This is a genomic window from Nocardia sp. NPDC058480 (assembly GCF_042720495.1).
Classification (GTDB): domain Bacteria; phylum Actinomycetota; class Actinomycetes; order Mycobacteriales; family Mycobacteriaceae; genus Nocardia.
Window position 1 is genome coordinate 650329 of record NZ_JBHXMN010000002.1, and the last position, 21835, is coordinate 672163.

Below are 21835 nucleotides of genomic sequence, written 5' to 3' on the forward strand. Positions count from 1 at the left end.
ACCTGCTGTGCGATCACTGCGGCTCGGTGACGAAGTCGATGAGCCGTTCGACGGCGCCGATGAGCGGGGATTCCAGATCCCGGAACGAGCCGACCGCATCGTAGACACGGCGCCAACCCTGCTGTGGTGTTCCCCAGCCCAGACGTGCGCAGATTCCGGTCTTCCAGTCCTCACCGCGCGGCACCGTCGGCCAGGCGTCGATGCCGAGCGCGGCGGGGCGAACCGCCTGCCACACGTCGATGTAGGGATGGCCGGTCACGAGCACATGCGGGCCGAGGCCGGTGGTCAGGTGCGTCTCCTTCGAGCCGGTCACCAGATGGTCGACGAGCACCCCAACGCGCGCGCCCGGACCGGGTTCGAACTCGGTGAGCCGGGCACCGAGATTGTCGAGGCCCTCCAGATGCTCGACTACCACGCCCTCCACCCGCAGATCGTGGCCCCACACCCGTTCGACCAGCGCCGCGTCGTGCACGCCCTCCACCCAGATCCGGCTGGTGCGGGCGACCCGTGCGCGCAGGCCCTCGACGCGAGTCGAGCCCGACGCCGACCGTGTCCGCTGTTTCGGCGCGGTGGTGGTCGGCCGGGTCAGCGTGACCGGTTTCCCGTCGATCAGGAAGGCCGCTTCCCGCATCGCGAACAACCGCACCGCGCCGCGCCCGTCCTCGAGTTTCACGAACTCGCCGTCGTAGCTGCGGTCGAAACCGACTACGGCACCGCAGAATCCGCTCGCCGCGTCCTCCACCACCAGGTCGCGCTCGGCGCTCACTGTCGGCACCGGCTTCTTCTTGGTCCGATCATGTCCGGAATAGATATCGCCGTAGCTGTCTCGTGCACTCACGCCCCGAAACTACCGCGCACGGAACCCACTTCGCCGCACCGCCGCACCGGACCCACTGATCACGCGAGGCCGCCCGTAAACGGGTCATCAGGGCTAGGCTGGCAGTGTGGCCGCAATAGTCTGGCTGATCGCGGGCATCGTTCTCGCGGCGGCGGAAATGCTCACCGGGGATCTCATGCTGCTCACGCTGGGCGTGGCCGCACTCGGCACCGCGGGCGTCAGCGCCGCTACCGACCTACCGGTGTGGGGCGACGCGTTGGTGTTCGCCGCGATGGCCGGTGTGCTTTTTCTCGGGGTGCGCCCGTTGCTGCGGCGCAAGTTCGGTACCCCGCCGCCCACGCCGACGAATGCCGATGCGCTGCCGGGTAAGTCGGCGCTCGTGCTCGAGCAGGTCGGCGAGTATTCGGGTCAGGTCAAGCTCGGCGGGGAAGTGTGGACGGCGCGTCCGCTCGACCCGACCGAAGTGTACGAAGCCGGTGTGACTGTCTATGTGATGAAGATCGATGGCGCTACCGCCGTCGTCTGGAAGGGTCCCTAGTAATGGTTGCCTTGATCGTGGCCGCCGTCCTCGTCCTGTTGGTCGTGGTGGTGGTTTTCAAATCGATCGCACTCGTCCCGCAGGCCGAGGCGGCGGTGATCGAACGGCTCGGGCGTTATTCGCGCACCGTCTCCGGTCAGCTGACGTTCCTCGTCCCGTTCGCTGATCGCATCCGCGCGAAGGTGGATCTGCGGGAGCGGGTCGTGTCGTTCCCGCCGCAGCCGGTGATCACCCAGGACAACCTCACCCTGCAGATCGACTCGGTGGTGTATTTCCAGGTCACCAGCCCGCAGGCCGCCGTCTACGAGATCAGCAACTACATCGCCGCGGTCGAGCAGCTCACCGTCACCACCCTGCGCAATGTGGTCGGTGGCATGACCCTGGAAGAAACGCTGACCTCGCGCGATCAGATCAACAACCAGCTGCGCGGTGTGCTCGACGAGGCCACCGGCCGCTGGGGGCTGCGCGTGGCCCGGGTGGAGCTCAAATCCATCGATCCGCCGCCGTCGATCCAGGAATCGATGGAGAAGCAGATGAAGGCCGATCGCGAGAAGCGCGCGACGATTCTCACCGCAGAAGGCAACCGTGAAGCGCAGATCAAGACCGCCGAGGGCGCCAAGCAGGCGGCGATCCTGACCGCCGAGGGTGGCAAGCAGTCCTCGATCCTGTCGGCCGAAGGTGAACGCCAGAGCCGCATCCTGCGCGCGCAGGGTGAACGTGCCGCCTCCTACCTGCAGGCCCAAGGTCAGGCGAAGGCGATCGAGAAGGTGTTCGCCGCCATCAAGAACGGCAAGCCGACCCCGGAACTGCTTGCCTACCAATACATGCAGACCCTGCCGATGGTCGCCAAGGGTGACGCGAACAAGGTGTGGCTGGTCCCCAGCGATTTCGGCAAGGCCCTGGAAGGTTTCGCCCAGAACTTCGCCACCAAGGGCGAGGACGGCGTCTTCCGCTACGAGCCGTCCGCCGAAGAAGCCCCGGTGAAGATCGAAGACGACGCCGATGTGGCCGACTGGTTCGAAACCGCCTCCGACCCGAAGATCGCCGAGGCCGTCCGCGCGGCGGAAGCCACCGCGCGCACCCCCGTCGAAGGTTTCGACACACCCGTGCCGCGCCCGAAAACCTCGGTGGCCAAGGCCGACCCGGAGCTGCCGACCCCGCCCCCGATCGCCCCTCAGGAACAGCTGGCCCCTCGCCCCGAGGACCCGTACGGTCGCCCCTGGCAGCCGCCGCAACACGGCTGATCCGGTCGGATCGAGCAGATTACGGCCCCGGTGCGAGTACCGCACCGGGGCCGCTGCTGTTGTGCGGCAACGCCGTTGAGTCAGTGGGGAAGGGGGAGGAGTTCCACGAGGGAGCCCCGGCCGGTGCCGGGCGGGAGGATGGCAAGGGCTTGGCAGGCGATGAGGCCGGCCAGGTGGGGGGTGTGGGCGGGGCCGGTGCTGCGCCAGACGCCGCCGGGGTGTTGCTGGACGCCGACTATGCGGGTGGCTTCGCCTTCCATGACGCCCGCGTCGGAGAGGCGGCCCCACATGGTGGGTCCAGGGGTGCGCAGGGTGAGCGCGTCGACGATGGCCGGACCGACGGCCAGCAGGGCTGCGACGGCGGCGAACGGGTTGCCGGGTAGGCCGAGCAGGACCCGGCCGTCGGGGAGCTGGGCGACCAGGGTGGAGCCGCCCGGGCGGATCGCTACGCGTTCGACGATGATGCGGGCGCCGAGGTCGGCGAGCAGGGTGCGCAGGTGGTCGGCGGCGCCGCGGCCGGTGGCGCCGACCATCACGACCAGGTCGGCGTGGGATTTCAGGGTGAGCCAGGAGCGCAGCAGGTCACGGCTGTCGGCGAGGTGCCACAGGCCGGTGCTCTCGATATCGCAGCAGCGCAGGAACTCCGGCAGTACGGGGCCGAGGGAGTCGCGGGTTTCGCCGGGGCCGAGCGGGCCGACGGCGCGGATCTCGTCGCCGGTCATCACCACGTCGGCCCGCAAAGGTCCACGCACGGTGACGGTTTCGGCCTCGGCGCTGAGCGCCGCCGAAGCCAGTGCCGCCGAGACCCGGGCACCGGCGCGAGCCAATTCTGTTCCGCTGCTCCAGTGCTCGCCTTGCCGGCGCGTGTCGTCGCGCACCGGGGCGCCGGGCGCCCGCATCACGACCGGCTTGCCGGACACGGTCGTGGTCACGATGTGTTCGTCGCGCAGGGTCGCGGTGGTGCCCAGCGGGGTCGCGGCCCCGGTCGCGATCCGCACCGCCTCGCCGGGCGCCAGCACCACCGAGCAGCCGCGTCCGGCGTAGCTGACCTGTTGGTGCAGCCGCCACCACGGCCCAGGGCCCGCGACCGCGTAGCCGTCCATGGCGGCGCTGTCCACGCGTGGCAGGGGAGTGCCCGCGGCGAGGGCGAGGGCGAGGGTCGCCCCGACCGCCTCGGCCACGGGCCGCTCCCGCACCGCGATCGGTTCGAGATCGGCGGCTATCTGCGCGCGCACCCGACCCAGCCCACATTGCCTCGCCGGAACTACGCCCACCCGTGCGCTCGTCACCACGTCTCGCCTTCCGAGGAACCGTCACCGACACTGCGACTCATCGTGCGCACCACCGATTGCCTGCGATTTTCTTGGCAGTTGCCTCGCGATGACGTTGTGCTCACGAGCGGGCACACCGCATGGTGCGAAATTCGGCAGGCACACTTCGCCGAGCGCATCAGCGACGGAACGCGTCACACCTCGGCACGCGCATCAGCGACGGGCCGCGTCACACTTCGGTCGACACGGCCTCGGCGATGGGCCTGCGAGTTCGGCGCCACGCTTCGGTGCGAGCGCCCGCCAACGCCGCGCCACATCGGTCGGCGCCGCACCCGGCCGGTCAGCCATCGGCGAACTCGGTGTCAGGCCTCGGTCAGCGCGCTCGCGAGTTCGGCGGCGCGGTCGGCGATGGCAGTGCCGAGGTCGGCGGTCGTGGCCGTACCGCCCAGATCGGGTGTGCGGACCGTGCCCGCTGCGAGCACATCGCACACCGCGCGGTCGACGGCGGCGGCCGCGGTGTGTTCGCCGAGGTGCTCGAGCAGCATCGCGCCGGCGAGTATCTGGGCGACCGGGTTGGCGATTCCCTGACCCGCGATGTCGGGTGCGCTGCCGTGCACGGCCTCGAACATCGACGGTGCGTCCGCCGCCGGGTTGATATTGCCCGAGGGTGCGAGCCCGAGTCCGCCGGTGACGGCGGCGGCGAGATCGGAGAGGATGTCGCCGAACAGGTTCGAGCCGACGATCACGTCGAGGCGGTCTGGGTGCAGCACGATTTCCGCGGCGAGCGCGTCGACGTGCATCTGCCGTGTTCGCACGGTGGGATATTCGGCCGAGATGCGTTCGAAAACGCTGTCCCAGTAGGGCATCGAGTGGATCAGGCCATTGGATTTCGTCGCCGAGCAGAGCTTTCCCGAGCGTTCGGCGGCGCGGTCGAAGGCGTAGCGGATGATCCGTTCGCAGCCGGTCCGGGTGAACACCGATTCCTGCAGCACGAATTCATCCGGCCTGCCCGGGTTGTGGATGCCGCCGATCTCGGAGTACTCGCCCTCGGAGTTCTCGCGGACGATCAGAATGTCGAGGTCGTCGGCGGTACGGTCGCGCAGTGCCGATTCCGTGCCGGGCAGCAGCCGCACCGGCCGCAGGTTGACGTACTGGCCGAAGGCCCGCCGCAGCGGAATCAGCAAGCCCCACAGCGAAATATGGTCGGGCACTCCGGGGAATCCGACGGCGCCCAACAGGATCGCGTCGAACTCCGCGAGCTGCTCGGGCCCGTCGGCCGGCATCATCGCACCGGTCCGCAGATAGTTCTCACACGAGAAGTCGAACTCGGTCCAGCTGATTCCCGGCAGGACCCGGTCGAGCACCTTCACCGCCTCGATGGTCACATCGACGCCGATTCCGTCGCCTGGAATGGTCGCGATCCGGTATGTGCGCACAGTGTCTCCCTAAACCTTGACGCCGATGTATTTGGTCTCGAGGAATTCGTCGATCCCGGTGAATCCGCCCTCGCGGCCGAGCCCTGATTCCTTCATCCCACCGAACGGTGCGGCCGGATTGGAGACCACGCCCTGATTCAGGCCGACCATCCCCGTTTCGAGAGCTTCGCAGACGCGCAGTCCCCGTCGCAGGTTCTCGGTGAACACGTACGCGACCAGCCCGTAAGGGGTGTCGTTGGCACGGGTGATCGCCTCGTCCTCGGTGTCGAAAGTGGCGATCGCGGCGACGGGACCGAAGATCTCGGTCCGGCACAACTCGGCGGCGTCGGGGACGGCCGTGAGCACGGTCGCCGGGTAGAAGGTGCCGGGTCCGGCGATGGCCGTGCCACCGAGCAGCACCTCGGCCCCGCGCTGCCGTGCGTCGGCCACCAGATGCTCGACCTTGGCAACAGCGTCGGCATCGATGAGTGGCCCCACAACGACGCCGGGCTCGGTGCCACGGCCCATCGGCAGAGCCGCCATCCGGGCGGCCAGTCGTGCGGCGAACTCATCGGCGATGCCGCGCTGCACGAGAATTCGGTTCGCGGCGGTACAGGCCTGGCCGATATTGCGCATTTTGGCCGCCAATGCACCCTCGACCGCTTCGTCGAGATCGGCATCGTCGAACACCAGCAGCGGTGCGTTGCCGCCCAGTTCCATGGAGGTGCGCATGACGGTGCGTGCGCACTGCTCCAGGAGGAGTTTCCCGATGGCGGTCGACCCGGTGAAGGAGAGTTTGCGGGAGCGGGGATCGGCGATGAGCGGTGTCATCAGCGCGCCGGGGTCGGCGGTGGTGACGACATTGACCACCCCGGCGGACACGCCCGCATCGGCCAGTATCGCCGCGAGCGCCAGCATCGAAAGAGGCGTCTGTTCGGCGGGTTTCACGACGCAGGTGCACCCGGCGGCCAGGGCGGGCGCGATCTTGCGGGCACCCATCGCCATCGGGAAGTTCCACGGCGTGATGAGCAGGCTCGGCCCCACCGGCTGTTTCGTCACCAGAAACCGTGAACCGCCCGTCGGTGCGGGCATGTACCCGCCGTCGAGGCGAACGGCCTCCTCGGCGAACCAGCGGAAGAACTCCGCGGCATAGGCGATTTCGCCGCGCGCCTCGGTCAGCGGTTTGCCCATCTCGAGAGTCATGATCAGGGCCAGGCGTTCGGTGTCGGCGAGAAGCGCGTGGTGGGCGCGCATCAGGATGTCGCTGCGGGTGCGCGCTGGGGTGTTCGCCCAGTCCGCCTGGGCCCCGGCCGCGGCGGTGAGTGCGTCGAGTCCATCGGTCGCGGTCGCATCCGCCACCGAGCACAGCTCCACGCCTGTCGCGGGATCGAGGACGGGCAGCGTGGCGGGGGAGTCGTTCCATGTGCCGCCGATGAACAACCCCTTCGGGACGCTGTCTATCGCCGCGCGCTCGGCGGCGCTCAGGCTGTCGAGCAGCAGCGCGCTGCGCCCGGACTCTGCTGTCAGGAGCCTTTGTTCCTCGTTGGTAAGGAGCCTTTGTTCCTCGTTGGTAAGGAGCCCTTGTTCCTCGTCCATGCGGTGCCTGCCTCCCGACGCGGTGGATCACCCATTGCTGTGAACCCTGCCGCCATGTTATGCATATTGTCAACAATCCGACAATAGACAATCTGGGGAGTCTTTGATGACCGAGCTGTCTCCCGTCCTCAAGCAGGCCACGCCCGTCCACGTCGACCACGGCGCAGGCTGCTACCTCTACGACACCGACGGTCGCCGCTACCTGGATTTCACCGCCGGGATCGGCGTCACCAGCACCGGGCACTGTCATCCCACCGTGGTCGCGGCCGCGCAAGCCCAGGTCGCCAGCCTGATCCACGGCCAGTACACGACGGTGCTGCACCGGCCACTGCTGGAACTCACCGAGCGCCTCGGCGCCGTCCTGCCCGAGGGTTTGGACGCGCTGTTCTTCGCCAATTCCGGCAGCGAGGCGATCGAGGCGGCGCTGCGCCTGGTGCGCCAAGCCACCGGGCGGCCGAATGTGATCGTCTTCCACGGCGGTTTTCACGGCCGTACTGTCGCCGCCGCGACCATGACCACCTCGGGGACCCGGTTCTCGGCGGGATTCAGCCCGCTGATGTCGGGTGTGCACGTCGCCCCGTTTCCGACCGCGTTCCGCTACGGCTGGAGCGAGGAGGAAGCCACCGATTTCGCGCTGCGTGAGCTCGATTATCTGTTCGCCACCCTCACCTCGCCCGCGGAAACCGCCGCGTTCATCGTCGAACCGGTGCTGGGCGAAGGCGGTTATATCCCGGGCAACACCCGGTTTTTCCACGGTCTGCGCGAGCGCGCCGACCGGCACGGGATCTTGCTGGTCTTCGACGAGATCCAAACCGGCTTCGGCCGGACCGGACGGTTCTTCGGCCACCAGCACTTCGATGTTCGCCCCGACGTGATCACCATCGCCAAGGGTCTGGCCAGTGGCTTCCCGCTGTCGGGCATCGCGGCGTCGCGGGAGTTGATGGCGAAGGCCTGGCCGGGGTCCCAAGGTGGCACGTACGGCGGCAATGCGGTGGCCTGTGCCGCCGCTGTCGCGACACTCGAGGTGATCGAGGCCGAGGGGCTGGTCGACAACGCCGCCGTGCGCGGCACACAGTTGCTCGCCGGTGTCCGCGAGCTCGCCACCAAGGCGATCGGCGATGTGAGAGGTCTCGGCCTGCTGGTCGGCGCCGAATTCACCACGGCGACAGGTGAACCCGATACCGAAACCGCGTCGGCGGCGCAGAAGTCGGCCGTCGACAAGGGGTTGCTGCTGCTCACCTGCGGCGCGCAGATGAACGTCGTGCGCATGATCCCGCCGCTGATCGTCACCGATACCCAAGTCGAGGACGCTCTGGCTATCTGGTCGGAGGTCCTCGCCGAGCTGTAGTCCCGCCCCCTGATCCCGCCTCGGATTCCTAGCGGGATCAGGGGGCGAATCCGGGTACTCCGGAATTCGATGGGTAGTTCGCACGCTGACGCCCGCCGCGTCGGTCAGTTCACACCGGCAGGGCCCGCGGCGACCCGGCTCTGCTCGCATCGCACAGGAAGCAGGACTCGATGGCCCGCTACATGAGCATCACCCTCACCAAAGCCGGCGTCACCTGCCGCGCGCGCCTCCTCGACGACGAAGCCCCGCTCACGTGTGCCGCCGTCTGGGATGCGCTCCCGCAGGAGGGTGACGCCTTCCACGCCAAATACGCCCGCAACGAGGTCTACGCGCTGGTGCCCCGCATCACCGCATCACCGCATCGTGAGAACCCCACCGTCACACCGATTCCCGGCGACGTGTGCCTCTTCGATTTCGAACCGTGGGAAATCGGCAACCCCGCCTACGGCTACGAACCCGGCTCGGCCGCCCACCACGCCCAGGGCGCCACCGACCTGGCCCTGTTCTACGGCCGGAACAATTTGCTGATCAACGGCGACCTCGGCTGGGTCCCCGGCAGCGTCTTCGCCACCATCGAGGAAGGCCTCGCCGACCTGGCGACTGCCTGCAACGGGCTGTGGTTGCGCGGAGTCGAAGGCGAGACGTTGGCCTTCGCCCGCGCTTGAAGGCATTCTTCGGCGCAGCCGAACCGATACGGTGCCGAAATTGGCTGGTGCCCAGTCTATTTCAGGAGTTCAGTACGAATTCGGCGTGCCTGGCGACCGCGAGAACCAAGTCGTCGGAGTGCCGTGGTCCGACGATCTGTAGGCCTACCGGCATTCCGGCCCGGGTTCTGCCGACGGGGATGCTGATGGCGGGCTGCTGCGTCATGTTGAACGGGTAGGTGAACGGGGTCCAGTCGGGCCAGCCGTTCAGTCCACTGCCCGGCGGCACATCGTGTCCGGCTTCGAACGCGGTGATCGGCATGGTCGGGGTGATCAGGACGTCGTAGGCCGTGTGGAAGTTGCCCATCGTGATGCCGACTTCGGCGGCGACGTGGCGGGCGTCGAGATAGTCGATGGCGCTGACGGATTCACCGCGCGCCCACACCGCGCCCAAACCGGTATCCACCTTCTCGCGGGATCCGGCGGGGAACTTCGCCAGCATGGTCGCCGCACCCGCGGCCCACAGCGTCTCGAAAGCTTCCCGCGGATCAGCGAATCCGGGATCGACCGCGTCGATGGTCAGCTCGGCCTCGGCCAACCGCGCAACCGCGCTCGCGACGATCTCGGCGACCTCGGGGTCGACCCGCGCGTACCCGAGCGTGGCGGAGTAGCCGACCGACAGCCCACGCACATCCCGCTGCATCTGACTGCGGAAGGGCGTGAAGGTGGGCGCCAACGCGGTCGGGTCGCGCGGATCGGGCAGCGAGAGAATGTCCATCAGCAGGGCCGCGTCCTCGACGGTGCGCGTCATCGGCCCGGCGTGCGCGAGGGGTCCGAACGGGCTGGCCGGGTAGAGCGGAATCCGCCCGTGCGTCGGTTTGACACCGACGATCCCGCAGAACGAGGCCGGAATCCGGATGCTGCCACCGCCGTCGGTGCCGACCGACACCGGCGTCATCCCACCCGCTACCGCCGCCGCACTGCCCCCCGACGATCCACCGGCCGTTGTCGCGGGATCGGCGGGATTGCGGGTGACACCGGTCAGCGGGCTGTCGGTGACGCCCTTCCAGGCGATCTCCGGCGTGGTCGTCTTGCCGACGAACACCATCCCGTCCTCGCGCAGCCGAGCGGCGACCGGACTGTCCACCAGCCACGGCCCGCCCGCGTCGACACAGGTGGAACCGCGCAGGGTCGGCCACCCCTCGGTCAGAAAGATGTCCTTGATCGAAATCGGCACACCGTCGAGCAACCCGCGCGGATTGCCCGATTGCCAGCGCGCCTCGGAGTCCTTGGCCTGAACCAGCGCCCGATCCGGATCCACCAGGCAGAACGCGTTGAGCGCGCCGTCGCGGGCGGCGATGGCATCCAGGCAGGCCTGCGCGGCCTCGACGGGGGAGAGCTCCCCGGCCGCGTAGGACGAAACCAGCTGAACCGCCGTCATCGCGGTGGGATCGGTGGGGAGATCGGGCTGCGTCATGGCGGGGCTCCTTCAGCCGGGCACGTACCCGAGCGTCTTGTCGACAACGTTGTGCAGCGGCAGACCCGCTGCCCACCTGCCGAAGTTGTCGGTGAATGCGCGGACGATCTCGGTGCGCCAGCCGTGGAAATCGCCCGAATTGTGTGGTGTGAGGACCACATTCGGCAGATCCCACAGCGGATGATCGGCAGGTAGTGGCTCCGGGTCGACCACGTCCAGTGCGGCCCCGGCGATCGAACCGTTGCCGAGCGCGGCGACGAGATCGTCGGTAACCACTAGTTCCCCGCGCCCGACATTGACAAACCTGGCATGCGGTTTCATCGCCGCGAACGCGGCGGCATCGAACATGTGCCTGGTCTGCGCGGTGAGCGGCGCGATCGCGATCACGTAGTCGGCGCCGGGCAATTCGGCGTGCAGATCGTCGCTGATGGTGTCGAAATCCGGGTCCCCGGTGCGCGCACGGCGCCCGACCCCGCGCACTGTCATTCCCGCGGCGCGCAGCAGTCGCGCGATGGTCCGGCCGATCGAGCCGGTCCCCACGATCAGCGCGGTGGCGCCGGCGACACGTTCGGATTCCCGGTGCCGCCACTCGTGCCGCTGCTGCAAACGGATCGACCCCGGCAGATCCTTGGCGAACGAAATGATCTGTCCGAGAACATATTCGGCGATAGCCGTATCGAAGACATTGCGGGTGTTGGTGACCACCACATCGGATGCCCGCAGTTCCGGGAACATCACCGGATCCACGCCGACACCGCCCATGTGCAGCCAGCGCAAACGGTCGGCACTGTGCCACGCACCGGGTACGGCGCGGGTCTGGAAGTCGTAGACGAACAGCACATCGGCGCCGCGTAGCGCATCGGCGAGCCCGTCGGCCTCGGTGTAGCGCACGTCGGCGCGTTCGGCAATGGGGGCCATGAGGTCCGATTCGGGCACACTGTCACGATGTAGGACGGTGACAATCGGCCCGTTTTCCACATTGACACCGTACGATCAGATCGTATGATTGTCAACAATCCGATCGTGTTCGGAGGTCTGCCCGGCTGAGCGCGAGAGGGGCCGCAGTGGAGTTCAGCTTCCCCGACATCGACGGGCCGGTAGCCCAACGAGGCATCGGCGTGATCGCGCCGTTCGACCTCGCCCTCGAGCGGGAACTGTGGCGGTGGGCGCCCCTGGAGGTGAGTCTGCACCTGGCCCGCACCCCCTATGAGCCGGTGCCGGTGTCGCTGGCCATGGCCGAGCTGGTGTCCAACCCCCTGCACCTCACCGCGGCTACCCACGATGTGCTGCACGTGGAGCCGGAAGTCGTTGCCTACCTGTGTACTTCGGGCAGCTTCATCAACGGGCTCGCCTACGAACGATCCCTGCGGGAAACGATCTGTCTGGCGGGCGCACCCGACGCGGTGACCACTTCCGGTGCTCTGGTGGAGGCGATCAAGCACCTCAACATCACCCGGATGTCGGTGATCACGCCGTATGACGAGGTTCTCACCGGCAAGCTGCACGACTTCCTCGACGAAGCGGGATGCACCACGATCAAGTCCGATCACCTCGGGCTCGGCGGCGGTATCTGGAAGGTCAACTACCGCACCATCGCCGAACGGATACTCGGCGCCGATGACCCCCGCTCGGAAGCGATCTTCGTCAGCTGCACCAACCTGCCGACCTACGACGTGATCGAGCCGCTCGAACAGGCACTCGGCAAACCCGTTCTCACCGCCAACCAGCTGACCATGTGGGCCTGCCTCGGCCGGATGAAACTGCCGATGATGGGCCCAGGAAAGTGGCTCGTCAATGTCTTCTGAGCAGTCTGAAGTCCAGACGCGACATTCTGCCCAGGAAAGTGGCTCGTCAATGTCTTCTGAACGGGTACTGACGCGACATTCTGCCCAGGAAAGTGGCTCGTCAATGTCTTCTGAACGGAGCGAGATGTCTATGCCGACCATCGGATTCATTTACCCCGACCACGCCGCCGAGGACGACTACCCCCGCGCCGCGGCCCTGCTCGACGCCGCCTTGCCGGTGGCCCACGTCTACGGCACCGATCTGCACGCGGTCGCCGAGCTGCTCGACCTGGGCAGCCCGGAGAAGCTGCGTCACGGTGCGTCCTTGCTGGCACCCGAGGAACCCGCCGCGGTCGTATGGGCGTGCACCTCGGGCAGTTTCGTCTATGGACCCGAGGGCGCTCGCGGTCAGGTCGAGGGCCTCGCCGAGGCGGCCGGCGTGCCCGCCTCGAGTACGAGTTTCGCGTTCGTCGAAGCGGCGCGGGCGCTCGGTGTGCGGCGGGTGGCCGTCGTCGCGAGTTATCCGGAGGAGGTGGCGCGGTTGTTCGTCGACTTCCTCGCCGACGCGGGCATCGAGGTGGTGTCGATGTCGAGCGCGGGCATCGACACCGCCGCCGAGGTCGGCACCCTCACAACCGACCAGGTCCTGACCCTGGCCGTCACCAACGACCACCCCGACGCCCATGCACTGCTCATTCCGGATACGGCCATGCATACTCTCGAGGTGCTCCCGAAACTCGAAGCCGCGCTCGGCAAGCCGGTGCTCACGGCGAACCAGGTCACCATCTGGGAAGGCTTGCGGCTGGCCGGGGTCACCGCCTACGCCCCGGAACTCGGTGCGTTATTCGCGGAGGGGAGTCGGCATGTCGATCACTGATTTCGAGCCGGTCAACCAGCAGTCCACCGCGGAGATGATCGCCGACCGGCTGCGCGAGGCGATCATGCGCGGTGCGCTCGCGCCCGGCGCCCAACTCGGTGAAGCCGATCTGGCAACCAGTTTCGGCGTCTCCCGCGGACCCGTGCGCGAGGCGATGCAACGCCTCGTCCAGGAAGGCCTGCTGTTCAGCATTCGCAATCGCGGCATCTTCGTCATCGAACTCACCACCGACGACGTCATCGACATCTACCGCGCCCGCACCGCCCTGGAGGGCGGCGCCCTCGACCTCATCCTCGACGGCCGCCGCGACATCGCCTACGCCGCACTCCAACCCAGCGTCGCCGCGATGCGGCTCACCGCCGAAGCAGGCGACGCCCCCGGCGTCTCCGACGCCGACCAGGCCTTCCACGAAGCCCTGGTCACCGCCGCCGACAGTCCCCGCCTCGTCCGCGCCGCCCGCACGCTGCTCATCGAAACCCGCATGTGCCTGGGCGCACTCCAAACCACCTACCCCGACCTGCGCGAACAAGCCCGCGAACACGTCGAACTGCGCGAAGCGATCGGTACCGGCTCGCCCGAGCGTGCGCGCGCCCTGCTCGTGGAACACATGGACGACGCCGTGCGTCGCCTGCGTGCGCGCTAGGTCCTGTCGATCACTCCGGTGGTGCGGGCAGAATGGGCTCGGTAAGGACACTGGCGATTCCGGCAGGAGCTCTCGTGGACAACGAACAGCGAATACGCGCACAGGCGTTCGTCGACCTGCACCGCGCGGGTTGTTTCCTGTTGCCGAATGCCTGGGACGCGGGCAGCGCGCGGATTCTCGAGTCGGTGGGATTTCCGGCGATCGCCACCACCAGCGCGGGCGTCGCGTTTTCCTTCGGTCGTCCCGATCACGACTTCTTCACCGAGCACGGTGCGCACGGTCGCGTCGATCGTTCGACGATGATGCGCCGGATCCACGAGATCACCGGCGCCGTGCGGGTACCGGTGAGCGCCGACCTCGAGGAGGGGTACGGACCCGACCCGCAGGAAGTGGCGACCACGATCTCGCTCGCTCTCGACGCCGGCGCGGCGGGCGGCAATATCGAAGACTTCACCGGCGACCGAACCACCCCACTGTTCGACGAGGTACACGCGGTGGACCGGGTTCGGGCGGCGCGCGCGGCGGTGGCTGCCAGCGGTGCACCGTTCGTGCTCGTCGGCCGCACCGACGCTCTGCTCGTGGACGCGGGTCTGGACGAAGCGATTCGCCGCGCCAACTCCTACCTCGCCGCGGGCGCGGACTGCGCCTTCGTCCCCGGCGCCGCCGACGCGACCACGATCGCCACCCTCGTCGACGCGCTCGACGGACCACTCAATGTCGTCATGGGACTGACCGGTGGCGCCCTGTCGATGGCCGAACTCGCCGACCTCGGCGTCCGCCGGGTCACCGTAGGCGGCAGCATCGCGCGCCTGCTCTACCGCCACCTCCTCGACGCCGCCAACGAACTGGCCGACCACGGGACCTTCACTTACGGCAACAGCCAACTCACCCAATCCGTGCTCAACGACCACTTCACCGACCACACCTGACCGGTGCCAGGTCGGAGCGTTCCGCGGTCTTTCGCACAGAGCGCGGGCGAAGGCACAGGTACGACAACCTGGACGATTGATGACCAGGACTTCAGGTAAGCATCGCCCGAGAGCCGATCTGCGCCAGGGCCTGTCGATCTTGATCAGGAGGTGGGCCGGGCACCCCGGAGGTCCAGGAGCATGCCGAGGTAGCCCAGTTCCTGGCTTTGGGACTGGGCCATCGCGCGAGCGGCCTGTTTGACGGGGCCCGAGGTGAGGAGGGTGTCGGCGGCGCGGGCCATCGTGATGCCGCCTGCGTGGTGGCGGTACATCAGTTGCAGGAAGAGTGTTTCGGCGTCGGCCGCGCGGGCCGCGGCGAGGGCGTCGAGGTCGGCGGTGGTAGCCATGCCCGGCATCGTGGCCGAGGCCGTGGTCGAGTGCTGGTGGGTGTGTGCCATCCAGGTCATCGGGACGGCGGCAGTGGGTGCGGCGCGGGCGAGTTGGGTCCAGCCGAGCAGCGTGCCGATCTCCATCCGCTGGGTGTCGGCGATCTGGTCGGCCAGTCTGCGCACGGTGGGGTCGGCGGCCGGGTCGAGGCGTTCGGTGAGGATCAGCGCCTGCTGGTGATGGGCGGTCATGTCCTGGACGAAACCCAGCTCCGTCGCGGTGAGAACCGGAGCGGGCGTGGCTGTTTCGGTGACGAAGAGCGGCCGCAGGGCGGCACCGAGCGCCAGCAGGAACAGGGCGGCGGCGCCCGCGAACGCCAGGCGGATCACCCGGTTCACGGTCACGACCCGACCGTGGACTGCTGATTCGCGGGCGGTGTGTACACCTCGTTGTCGAGTTGCAACACCATGAACCCATTGTCGGAACAGGTGACATACAGCTGATCGCCACGCCACTCCGGCGGCGACAGACACCAGTCCGTGGACAGGTCACCGAACGCGATATCGCCGGCTCGGGCGGTCAGCACCTGCGCCGGATCGAACAACCCCTCGGCCATCGACCGCAGTGCCGCCGGGGCGCTCATCACCGGAATCCCGATGATCGAGGCCAGCGCGTGGGGCGAGTTCCAGATCTCGAGGTTGCGCCCGGTGCGGGCAGGCGGGTTGAAGTAGGCGATCTCGCGGATGTCGCCGGGGTCGCGGACGTCGAAAACCCGGATACCGGAGGAGATCCAGCCGCAGGCCAGCGCGGTCGGGTTGTCGGGGCGGTCGGCGGTGCAATAGTGCGATTCGTAGGCGAACGCCGAACCACCCATCGACGAACCGATACCGGCGTCGATATTGTCGGGCAGGTTGATCTCGAGTTTGATCTTCGCGGTGATGCGGGGCGCGCTGTCGTCGGACACGTCGATGAGTTTCACCCCACCGGAACCGCCCTCGTCGACGGTGAACAGATGTGCCACGCCGTCATAGGTCACGGGCACGCTGTGCTGGGTTGCCCAGCCGTCGGTCCAGAAGGTGCGGCCCAGATGCGGCACGTGCGGATTCGGGTCGCGCCGCTGCACCGCGCTCACGTCGAGCACGGTGAATCCGCCCAGCGCGGAGATATAGAGCCGGTTCCCGTCGGGACTCACGCCGAGCCCGTGTGCCTCGATCCCCGTCAGTCCCTGCCAGATCACCCGCGGATTCGCCGGATCGGTGAGATCGATCGCACTGAGAAATCCGGGCACGAGGCCCGACGCCCAGTACGTGCGTCCATCGGGTGAGAAGCCGCCTTCGTGCGTCGTGATCGGCAGTGGCATCAGCAGATTCGAGCCCGTCCCCGGATTGAGCAGCCGCGGATGTGCGCAATCGGAGATGTCGTACACCGACAGGTATCCGGCGCCGATGCCCACCGGCACGCCCGTCCCGACGAGCAGTTTGCGAGTCGTGTTGACCTTCAACGTCTCCCATGTCCCGGCCAGCATGGCGGGCTCGGCGAGCGTCGCGGTGTGCCGCGGCTCGGTGGGATCGGAGACATCGAGGACCTGGACGCCGGGGTGCTCGCTGAGCATGTTCCCAGGGAAGAAGGTGCCGACGTAGGCGCAGTGCTCGAAACTGGTGGAGGTGATGCCCGCGCCCCGGCCGGTATAGCCCCCGATCATGGACATGTTGCAGCGATAACCCTGGGTGCTGCGGCCACTGTCTCGGTCACCGGCGGGCACGTCACCCTGCAAGCCGGTCTCCGGCAGCGAACCAGGCCCGCAGTCGGCGCGTGGCACCGCCGTTCGACCCACCTCGAGAAATTCCTGCACCGCGCCGGTCAGGTCCGCGCCGAAATCCGCTGACGCACCCGACGGCAGGCCGAGCGCCACGAGTGCGGTGATCGCGGCCGCTGCCACCAGTCGCACCAGTGAATGTCGCCGGTCAGGGGGTTGCAATGTGCTTGCCCCTGGTCGGCTCGGCCGGATGGTGGCCTCGGCGTCGAACGGTGTGTCGGTGCGCGGTTCCGATGGCATCGTTGCCCTCCCGAATCAATGATGCGGACAACACAACTGGCTCAGACAGTTGTGCCATGAAACGAATGGTATGCCGGACGAATGATTGCGGAGGGGTGTTTCGGGGAACAGGGTGTTGGGCGGGCTCGTGCTTACCTAGGGTGTCCGCCGATACGCTGTACGGTTGCTCTGCACGACCAGCGTCTGTCAAGGCGGGGAGTTTCCGCGCTCGGAGAGGACTCGGATCCATGTCGAACGATGTCGTAGGAAGTTCCGGTGGCACACCGCCGCCCGGAGGATCGGTAGCGGGTTGGTCGCCAGGGAAACCCAGGCTGGATCTGCTCATCTTCTGCGCCACCGCGATCGGTGCACTCGCCTTCGTCGCCTGGGGTGTCTTCGACGACGAGAGCCTCGCCTCCGCGGCGAGCACCGCTCAGAAATGGGTCATCACCAACACCGGCTGGTTGTTCGTGCTCACCGCGACAGCGTTCGTGTTCTTCGTGATCTGGCTGGCGATCAGCCGCTACGGCCGGATTCCGCTGGGCGCCGACGACGAGAAACCCGAATTCCGCACCGTGTCATGGATCGCGATGATGTTCAGCGCGGGCATGGGCATCGGTCTGATGTTCTGGGGTGTGGCGGAACCGCTGTCGCACTTCGTGAATCCGCCGCCGCACACCGCCGAGCCCGGTTCACCGGCAGCCGCCGAGGTCGCCATGGCCACCACGCTGTTCCACTGGACACTGCACCCGTGGGCGATCTACGCCGTCGCGGGTCTGGCCATCGCCTACGGCACATTCCGAAAAGGCCGCTCGCAGTTGATCTCCGCGGTGTTCCGGCCGCTGCTCGGTCGCCACGCCGACGGCATCGGCGGCCGTGTCATCGACATGATGGCGATCTTCGCCACCCTGTTCGGCTCGGCGGCGTCCCTCGGTCTCGGGGCGTTGCAGATCGGCGCGGGCATGGAATTCAACGGCTGGATCGACAGCATCGGCAAAATCGGCCTGGTCGCGATCATCTCGGGCCTGTGCGTCGCCTTCGTACTGTCGGCGGTGTCCGGTGTCGCGCGCGGCATCCAGTGGCTGTCCAACATCAATATGGTGCTGGCCCTGGCCATCGCGGCCTTCGTATTCATCGCGGGGCCGACGCTGTTCATCCTCAATATGCTGCCGACCTCGCTCGGCGACTACATCGAGAGCCTGCCGACCATGGCTTCGCGCACCGGCGCCGGTGACGAGGCGATGCAGACGTGGCTGTCGAGCTGGACGATCTTCTACTGGGCCTGGTGGATCTCGTGGACGCCGTTCGTCGGCATGTTCATCGCGCGGATCAGCCGAGGGCGCACCATTCGCCAGTTCGTCACCGGCGTGCTGCTGGTGCCGAGCGTGGTGAGCCTGCTGTGGTTCGCGATTTTCGGCGGCGCCGGCATTGCCGAACAGACCAAAGACGGTGCGCTCACCGAAGCAGACGGCTCGGTGGACTCCAACTTCGCGCTGTTCCACCTGCTCGACCAGTACCCGATCACCTCGGTGACCACGGTCGTCGTGATGATCCTCGTCGCCATCTTCTTCGTCTCCGGCGCCGACGCCGCCTCCATCGTGATGGGCACCCTGTCCGAACGCGGCAATATCGAACCGTCGAAGTGGGTCGTCATCTTCTGGGGCGCGGCCACCGGTGCGGTCGCCGCGATCATGCTGGTGATCGCCGATTCCGACGATCTCGGCGGCGCTTTGACCGGCCTCCAGGCGTTGACCACGGTGGTGTCACTGCCGTTCCTGGTGGTGATGGTGGCGATGTGCGTGTCGCTGTACAAGGACCTGCGTGACGACCCGCTGATCGTGCGCATGGATCGAGGCATCGAACTGGTCGAGGTCGCTGTCGACCAGGGCACCGAAATGCACGACGGAGATTTCGCCCTCGTCACCGAACCGTCGGCGGAGGAGGCGGAAGGTCCGACCCTCGACAAGGGCGAGCCCCGGTCCGCTGATCGAGGCTAGTCGGTAGCGTCGAATCCGGCCTGCGCTGAGGACAACTCGGCGCAGGCCAGTCGCATGCGGTCTCGCAGTGTGTCTGCGGATTCGGCAATCGCTGCTTGGGCGCGGACGTAATCGGCTCGGCCGGTAGGGGTTTCGATGCAGACCGGTTCATAGCCGAATTCGGACAGGTCATAAGGGCTGGCGCGCATGTCGAGTTCGCGTGCGGTGCAGGCGAGTTCGAAGCAATCGAGCAGCAGATCCGAGGGGATCAGCGGGGCGAGTTTGAAACCCCATTTATAGAGATCCATATTCGCGTGCAGACACCCGGGCTGTTCGCGCGCCACTTGGTCTGCGCGCGTGAGCGGCTCGGCATTGCGCCCCACCGCCTCCGGCGTGAAGAACCGAAACGCGTCGAAGTGCGTGCACCGCAACGACATCGACTCCACCACCGCGTCGGTGCCCGCCGATCCGAGCCGCAACGGCACCTGCTGATGGCGCACCTCGTCCGTGCGGTAAACCATCGCCCACTCGTGCAGCCCGAAGCACGACAACTGTGCCGGGCGTTGTGCGGTGGCCGCGAGCAGCCGGGAGACGAACTCGATCGTCTCGCGCCGCTTCGCCAGATATGCCGGATCGGCAGTGAACACGCCCCGCTCCTGCGCAAGCTCGTAGTACCCGCGCGCCCCCTTGTAGTCGCCCGCATCGCGCAGCCCGATCCCGAACCCCGGATGCCAGCGGCGCAACTGCGCGGGCTTGTTGCCATAGTAAGTAAACAGAAAATCCACGACCGGATGGGCGGTGCCCGCCGCCCGCCGCTCGAGATACGGCCCGACCAGCCGATCGAGCCGGTCCCGGTGTGCGCGAGCCGCGGCCTGCCACTCCGTGACCGGCAATATGCGCAGGTCAGTGGGGTGGTCGAGGTAGTCGGGGGTGCTCACCTAGCCATTGTCCCGCACCGGCGAGGAACCTCTGAACCGGCCTGAATCAGGGTTCGGTGCGCGCCAGTTGCAGAAGCTGGGAGTTGTCGACTCCGCGAATGTGGACCCGGTCGGCCTCGTGCGCAACGATGATCAACTTGCGGATGCACTGGACAGGGCCAGATTCGAGCGTGCGGAAGACCTCCGCAGCCAGGCGTTCGCGCACACGATCGGGGAGGGCAAGCTTGATCGAGGCACTCGCACCTTCTCGCATGCTATTGATGGGCGGTTCACTATGACGTTGTCGCTGCAGATTCCGACCCCGCTCGGGGACGTGTGCCTCGAAGAGGACGGCTCCGGGTTCCGGTCGGAGATGCCGCCCGAATTGTGCTTCCAGGGATTGGGTTTCGGCGGGTACTCCGCGGCGGTGGCCGCGTTGGCCGGGTTCACGCGGATGCCCGGTCGCGCATTGCGAAGTATGCACGCGGTGTTCACCGCGCCCGCCAAGCCGGGCAGATTGGAGGTGACGGCGCGCGTGCTGTCCACCGGCCGCAGCAGCGGACTGTGTGAGGTCACGCTCGAACAGGGAGGTGCCCTGGTTCTGACCGGCTTGGCCTGGTTCGTCGACCCGCGGATGATGAACGGCCCCGCGGGCACCGCCACGCAGCCGATCTCCTACGACGGCTGCGACAGCGTGCCGTGGGTCACCGAATTGGCGCCGTTTCTGAAAGGACTGAACGTGCGGGCGGTCGACTACCCGCTGACCTACGACGACTTCCATGATGGGCAGGCCCGTGTCGCGATGTGGGCGGTACCGGACGCCCCCGCTGGGGCGGATCCGCGAATCGCCGAGATCTCCGGGCGCCTGACCGACATCATGTTCTTCGATGCGTTTCTTCTGGATGCCGGAATGCGGACCGAGTCTCCGCAGACCCGCATGATCAGCCTGGATCTGTCCGTCATCTGGTCCGCAGGACATGAGGCACCCGCTCCCACTCTGTTGGAAGCCGACGGACGAATCGACCACAAACTGGCCACCATGCAAGGGACCCTGCGCGGCACGACCGGGCCCGCGCGGGCATCGGCTACCTCCCAATGCCGCGTTTTCCGGGCCCAGCGCGAAAGCCTCGATTCGTAATGCGACACCGGTAACCGTGCTCGCCGATGTCCTTGTGCAGAGGTTCGGGGCTGTGCGGGAACTGTCCACGTTGGTGGAGGTCTGCGGCGCATCGGCAATGTCATGTCATCCGAGCGCCGCGCGACACGACGCCAGGTGCGCTGACGGGAGCGGCGAGTGATCCGGCGAGCATATCGATGATTTCTCCCCAAGCCCGCGCATTCCCGGCCCGTGCGTCGCCCGCTTCCGCCGCACGTTCGTGATCGGCCAACAGTGCGAAAAGCATGGTGGTCAACGCCCGCAGCCGCCGCTCGCGCAGCCGCGGTGGCAAGGCGGTGAGCTCGCGGTCGAGGCCGGCCATGATGACGCGCACCGAAGTGCGCTCCGCAGTACCGAGATTGGCCGCATCGGAGAGCACCGGATGCGGGTGGATCTGTTCGAGAAATCGCGCGTAGTGCCGAATTCCGTGCCGCTCGCCGAGCTCGAACATCGGTACCGCGAGGGCTTCGAGTAGTCCGTGCACGCCTGGCGGCCGACCCGAACCCGCTTGTTCGGCGAGCAATTCCAGCCGCCGCACCTCCAACGTCGCCAGCCGGAACTCGACCACCGCTTCGATGAGCCCGTCGCGGGATCCGAAGTGATACTGGATCGCCGAATTGTTCCGCTGACCTGCGGCAGCGGCGATATCGCGCAGCGGTACCGACCGTCCGTGCTCCGCGATCAGACGTTCCGCCGCGACGATGATGCGTTCCCGCGCTGCTGTTGCTGCCACAGTCCGCACAGTAGCCGTTCACCAGTAAGGATGAGAACTAGTCCTTGA

Annotated in this window: 21 protein-coding genes; 10 read left to right on the forward strand and 11 right to left on the reverse strand. The window is 67.4% G+C overall.

Annotated features, from left to right (window positions below; genetic code table 11):
• Positions 1-13: 13 nt before the first annotated feature.
• Positions 14-838, reverse strand: coding sequence for a DUF3097 domain-containing protein (locus tag ACFWO8_RS08605; protein WP_378945952.1), 825 nt, complete (start codon positions 836-838; stop codon positions 14-16).
• A 106-nt stretch (positions 839-944) separates the two neighbouring features.
• Between ACFWO8_RS08605 and ACFWO8_RS08610 the strand changes: the two genes are divergently transcribed.
• Together ACFWO8_RS08610 and ACFWO8_RS08615 are read left to right on the forward strand one after the other, a co-directional pair.
• On the forward strand, positions 945-1376 hold the full coding sequence (locus ACFWO8_RS08610; protein WP_378945957.1) for an NfeD family protein: 432 nt from the start codon (positions 945-947) through the stop codon (positions 1374-1376).
• A 2-nt stretch (positions 1377-1378) separates the two neighbouring features.
• Positions 1379-2620, forward strand: coding sequence for an SPFH domain-containing protein (locus tag ACFWO8_RS08615; protein ID WP_378945960.1), 1242 nt, complete (start codon positions 1379-1381; stop codon positions 2618-2620).
• Between the two features lie 80 nt (positions 2621-2700).
• Here ACFWO8_RS08615 and ACFWO8_RS08620 read toward each other — a convergent pair whose 3' ends face one another.
• The 3 genes from ACFWO8_RS08620 to ACFWO8_RS08630 form a co-directional block, all read right to left on the reverse strand.
• Positions 2701-3855 carry a molybdopterin-binding protein gene (locus ACFWO8_RS08620; RefSeq protein ID WP_378945963.1) on the reverse strand — a complete coding sequence of 385 codons (1155 nt, stop codon included), beginning with the start codon at positions 3853-3855 and terminating at the stop codon, positions 2701-2703.
• Between the two features lie 398 nt (positions 3856-4253).
• Positions 4254-5327 carry a tartrate dehydrogenase gene (locus ACFWO8_RS08625; RefSeq protein WP_378945966.1) on the reverse strand — a complete coding sequence of 358 codons (1074 nt, stop codon included), beginning with the start codon at positions 5325-5327 and terminating at the stop codon, positions 4254-4256.
• A gap of 9 nt (positions 5328-5336) precedes the next feature.
• Complete coding sequence (locus ACFWO8_RS08630; RefSeq protein ID WP_378945969.1) at positions 5337-6902, reverse strand: NAD-dependent succinate-semialdehyde dehydrogenase; 1566 nt, start codon at positions 6900-6902, stop codon at positions 5337-5339.
• Positions 6903-7008: 106 nt separating this feature from the next.
• Between ACFWO8_RS08630 and ACFWO8_RS08635 the strand changes: the two genes are divergently transcribed.
• Positions 7009-8250 (forward strand): aspartate aminotransferase family protein, encoded by a 1242-nt coding sequence (locus ACFWO8_RS08635; protein ID WP_378945972.1) that lies wholly within the window; start codon positions 7009-7011, stop codon positions 8248-8250.
• A 170-nt stretch (positions 8251-8420) separates the two neighbouring features.
• Positions 8421-8915: a DUF3830 family protein gene (locus ACFWO8_RS08640; protein WP_378945975.1), complete on the forward strand. Its 495-nt coding sequence runs from the start codon at positions 8421-8423 to the stop codon at positions 8913-8915.
• Between the two features lie 61 nt (positions 8916-8976).
• Here ACFWO8_RS08640 and ACFWO8_RS08645 read toward each other — a convergent pair whose 3' ends face one another.
• Positions 8977-10371, reverse strand: a complete 1395-nt coding sequence (locus ACFWO8_RS08645; RefSeq protein WP_378945978.1) for an amidase — start codon at positions 10369-10371, stop codon at positions 8977-8979.
• A 12-nt stretch (positions 10372-10383) separates the two neighbouring features.
• Positions 10384-11349, reverse strand: coding sequence for a D-2-hydroxyacid dehydrogenase (locus ACFWO8_RS08650; RefSeq protein ID WP_378945983.1), 966 nt, complete (start codon positions 11347-11349; stop codon positions 10384-10386).
• An 86-nt stretch (positions 11350-11435) separates the two neighbouring features.
• On the opposite strand from ACFWO8_RS08650, the gene ACFWO8_RS08655 reads away from it, so the two are divergent.
• From ACFWO8_RS08655 to ACFWO8_RS08670, 4 genes are all read left to right on the forward strand, one after another.
• Positions 11436-12176 carry an Asp/Glu/hydantoin racemase gene (locus ACFWO8_RS08655; RefSeq protein ID WP_378945986.1) on the forward strand — a complete coding sequence of 247 codons (741 nt, stop codon included), beginning with the start codon at positions 11436-11438 and terminating at the stop codon, positions 12174-12176.
• Positions 12177-12300: 124 nt separating this feature from the next.
• A complete protein-coding gene (locus ACFWO8_RS08660) occupies positions 12301-13032 on the forward strand; it encodes a maleate cis-trans isomerase (RefSeq protein ID WP_378945989.1) in 732 nt (243 codons plus the stop codon).
• On the forward strand, positions 13019-13675 hold the full coding sequence (locus tag ACFWO8_RS08665; protein WP_378945992.1) for a GntR family transcriptional regulator: 657 nt from the start codon (positions 13019-13021) through the stop codon (positions 13673-13675). The genes ACFWO8_RS08660 and ACFWO8_RS08665 overlap by 14 nt, the downstream gene beginning before the upstream one ends.
• Before the next feature lie 74 nt (positions 13676-13749).
• Positions 13750-14604 (forward strand): isocitrate lyase/phosphoenolpyruvate mutase family protein, encoded by an 855-nt coding sequence (locus ACFWO8_RS08670; RefSeq protein WP_378945995.1) that lies wholly within the window; start codon positions 13750-13752, stop codon positions 14602-14604.
• Between the two features lie 143 nt (positions 14605-14747).
• Here ACFWO8_RS08670 and ACFWO8_RS08675 read toward each other — a convergent pair whose 3' ends face one another.
• Together ACFWO8_RS08675 and ACFWO8_RS08680 are read right to left on the reverse strand one after the other, a co-directional pair.
• Complete coding sequence (locus ACFWO8_RS08675; RefSeq protein ID WP_378945998.1) at positions 14748-15374, reverse strand: DUF305 domain-containing protein; 627 nt, start codon at positions 15372-15374, stop codon at positions 14748-14750.
• On the reverse strand, positions 15371-17026 hold the full coding sequence (locus ACFWO8_RS08680) for an LVIVD repeat-containing protein (protein WP_378946003.1): 1656 nt from the start codon (positions 17024-17026) through the stop codon (positions 15371-15373). The genes ACFWO8_RS08675 and ACFWO8_RS08680 overlap by 4 nt, the downstream gene beginning before the upstream one ends.
• A 227-nt stretch (positions 17027-17253) precedes the next feature.
• On the opposite strand from ACFWO8_RS08680, the gene ACFWO8_RS08685 reads away from it, so the two are divergent.
• Positions 17254-19002 (forward strand): BCCT family transporter, encoded by a 1749-nt coding sequence (locus tag ACFWO8_RS08685; protein WP_378946008.1) that lies wholly within the window; start codon positions 17254-17256, stop codon positions 19000-19002.
• Here the strand turns inward: ACFWO8_RS08685 and ACFWO8_RS08690 are convergent.
• Both ACFWO8_RS08690 and ACFWO8_RS08695 read right to left on the reverse strand, forming a co-directional pair.
• Positions 18999-19919, reverse strand: a complete 921-nt coding sequence (locus tag ACFWO8_RS08690; protein ID WP_378946011.1) for a 3-methyladenine DNA glycosylase — start codon at positions 19917-19919, stop codon at positions 18999-19001. The genes ACFWO8_RS08685 and ACFWO8_RS08690 overlap by 4 nt on opposite strands.
• Before the next feature lie 46 nt (positions 19920-19965).
• A complete protein-coding gene (locus ACFWO8_RS08695; RefSeq protein ID WP_378946014.1) occupies positions 19966-20172 on the reverse strand; it encodes a hypothetical protein in 207 nt (68 codons plus the stop codon).
• Positions 20173-20193: 21 nt separating this feature from the next.
• Between ACFWO8_RS08695 and ACFWO8_RS08700 the strand changes: the two genes are divergently transcribed.
• A complete protein-coding gene (locus ACFWO8_RS08700; RefSeq protein ID WP_378946018.1) occupies positions 20194-21036 on the forward strand; it encodes a thioesterase family protein in 843 nt (280 codons plus the stop codon).
• 100 nt (positions 21037-21136) lie between these two features.
• Here the strand turns inward: ACFWO8_RS08700 and ACFWO8_RS08705 are convergent, their stop codons facing one another.
• Positions 21137-21787 carry a TetR family transcriptional regulator gene (locus ACFWO8_RS08705; RefSeq protein ID WP_378946022.1) on the reverse strand — a complete coding sequence of 217 codons (651 nt, stop codon included), beginning with the start codon at positions 21785-21787 and terminating at the stop codon, positions 21137-21139.
• Positions 21788-21835 lie beyond the last annotated feature (48 nt).

Excerpts from the sequence above, each read along its gene's own strand:
- ACFWO8_RS08635 (WP_378945972.1), top strand. The coding sequence starts at position 7,009 with ATGACCGAGCTGTCTCCCGTCCTCAAGCAGGCCACGCCCGTCCACGTC.
- ACFWO8_RS08660 (WP_378945989.1), top strand. The coding sequence starts at position 12,301 with ATGTCTATGCCGACCATCGGATTCATTTACCCCGACCACGCCGCCGAG.
- ACFWO8_RS08645 (WP_378945978.1), bottom strand. The coding sequence starts at position 10,371 with ATGACGCAGCCCGATCTCCCCACCGATCCCACCGCGATGACGGCGGTT.
- ACFWO8_RS08680 (WP_378946003.1), bottom strand. The coding sequence starts at position 17,026 with ATGCCATCGGAACCGCGCACCGACACACCGTTCGACGCCGAGGCCACC.
- ACFWO8_RS08695 (WP_378946014.1), bottom strand. The coding sequence starts at position 20,172 with ATGCGAGAAGGTGCGAGTGCCTCGATCAAGCTTGCCCTCCCCGATCGT.
- ACFWO8_RS08640 (WP_378945975.1), top strand. The coding sequence starts at position 8,421 with ATGGCCCGCTACATGAGCATCACCCTCACCAAAGCCGGCGTCACCTGC.
- ACFWO8_RS08685 (WP_378946008.1), top strand. The coding sequence starts at position 17,254 with ATGTCGAACGATGTCGTAGGAAGTTCCGGTGGCACACCGCCGCCCGGA.
- ACFWO8_RS08630 (WP_378945969.1), bottom strand. The coding sequence starts at position 6,902 with ATGGACGAGGAACAAGGGCTCCTTACCAACGAGGAACAAAGGCTCCTT.
- ACFWO8_RS08615 (WP_378945960.1), top strand. The coding sequence starts at position 1,379 with ATGGTTGCCTTGATCGTGGCCGCCGTCCTCGTCCTGTTGGTCGTGGTG.
- ACFWO8_RS08700 (WP_378946018.1), top strand. The coding sequence starts at position 20,194 with ATGACGTTGTCGCTGCAGATTCCGACCCCGCTCGGGGACGTGTGCCTC.
- ACFWO8_RS08665 (WP_378945992.1), top strand. The coding sequence starts at position 13,019 with ATGTCGATCACTGATTTCGAGCCGGTCAACCAGCAGTCCACCGCGGAG.